The organism is Thermogutta sp. (genome assembly GCF_014359955.1).
In the GTDB taxonomy this organism is placed as follows: domain Bacteria; phylum Planctomycetota; class Planctomycetia; order Pirellulales; family Thermoguttaceae; genus Thermogutta.
Window position 1 is genome coordinate 1 of sequence record NZ_JACIYL010000961.1, and the last position, 1484, is coordinate 1484.

Annotated in this window: 1 protein-coding gene; it reads right to left on the minus strand. The window is 57.5% G+C overall.

Annotated features, from left to right (window positions below):
• Positions 1–310: 310 nt before the first annotated feature.
• Positions 311–1129 carry a tetratricopeptide repeat protein gene (locus H5U08_RS18570; protein ID WP_297036573.1) on the minus strand — a complete coding sequence of 273 codons (819 nt, stop codon included), beginning with the start codon at positions 1127–1129 and terminating at the stop codon, positions 311–313.
• Positions 1130–1484 lie beyond the last annotated feature (355 nt).

A 1484-nucleotide genomic window follows, 5' to 3' on the forward strand; every position in this document is an offset into this window, starting at 1 on the left:
ATTTTTTTTCGACACATAGATACCCCGCCCATAAACATATCTTTTCCGAAACACACCTTTCGAGATTGATTCGTTTATTGTGCCCCTTTTGTGCTGGCCTGCATTTTCATCGGGATTGATCAATTCCCGTTTTTCAAAGGCCTGTGAGATGCCGAACGCTCAGTCGGGCGTAGGGGCAGTCCATAACGGTTCGGGGAATAGGGTAGGGGTAGTTCATGGATGGCCCCTCCGCTTGAATGCGGATCTGACAGGCAGCTCCCTCCGGGATGCGAAGGGACACATCTGTCGTGCGCGGTGGCACTCCGGCGGTTCAACCCGTTTCCCGGCGAAAGCCCAGTTTGTACGCCATTTCAAAGTCGGAGCGGGCTTTCTCTTCTTCGCCCAGCATCTGATAGACGAGTGCCCGATTGTTGTAAGCGTCTGCCAGGTCGGGCTTCAAGCGAATAGCCTGGTCGAAGTCGGCCAGCGCCTTGTCAAGTTGTCGGAAGGCCTGATAGATCGTGCCGCGATTGTTGTAGGCCCGATAGTGCCGGGGATCAAGTTCCAAAGCCCGCGTGTAATCCGCCAGCGCGTTGTGAAAATCCTCTTTGAGTGCGTAGGCGAAACCACGGTTAAAATAGGCGTTGGCATCGTTCGGATTAAGCTGGATGGCCACCGTAAAATCGGCGATGGCCGGATCATAGAGTTTCTTCCCGAAGTAGGCGACCCCGCGACCGTTGTACGCTTCGGCAAGATTCGGGTTGAGTCGCAGGGCCTCATTGAAGTCGGCAATCGCCCAATCGTAATCGCCCTTGGCGGTGCAGGCGAGACCGCGTGTGCAGTAAGCTTCTGCCATCTGGGGATTGAGGCGGATGGCCGTGGTGAGATCGGCGATGGCCCACTGGTACTGCCCCCGGGTATAGTAGGCCAGTCCCCGTGCATAATACGCCCGGGCACACTTAGGTGCCGCGCGAACCGCCTGGTGGAATCGCGCCAGAGCCTCTTCTGAATTTCCCGCTTCCAGAAGCTCCATCCCCTCAGCAATCAGCTTTTCCGCCTGCTGTTGGGCGGGATCCACCGGCGGAGCCGCCGGCGGTGCAGGTCTCAAGACGGCCGCAATTTTCTTCCACAGACCTTTCAACGCAGGCATAACCGCCCTCGCGATGAGACCAAGTTATCCTCTATCACGCCCCCGACGACTTCTCCCGAGCCATCGGGTCAAGTACTTATGGGAAAAGATCAGAGTTTTCCGCCGACGTGAACCCTCTCTGCCGATCAGTTTAGGACGGGGACACAGATTCCGCAACCTTTTGGCGGAAGGGCACGCTTGTCGTGCCCGGTGAAATGGAATGGATAAACCGGCGTTGAACGGCGGACGTGACAAGCACGCCCCTCCGGAAGCGGACCTGACGAGCAGGTCGCTCCGGCTGACGCGAACCCCCGGAGACGTTCGCGTCGCCATCAGCGGATGAAAAATTCGGATGTCTCAGTCCAACCTGCGGGAT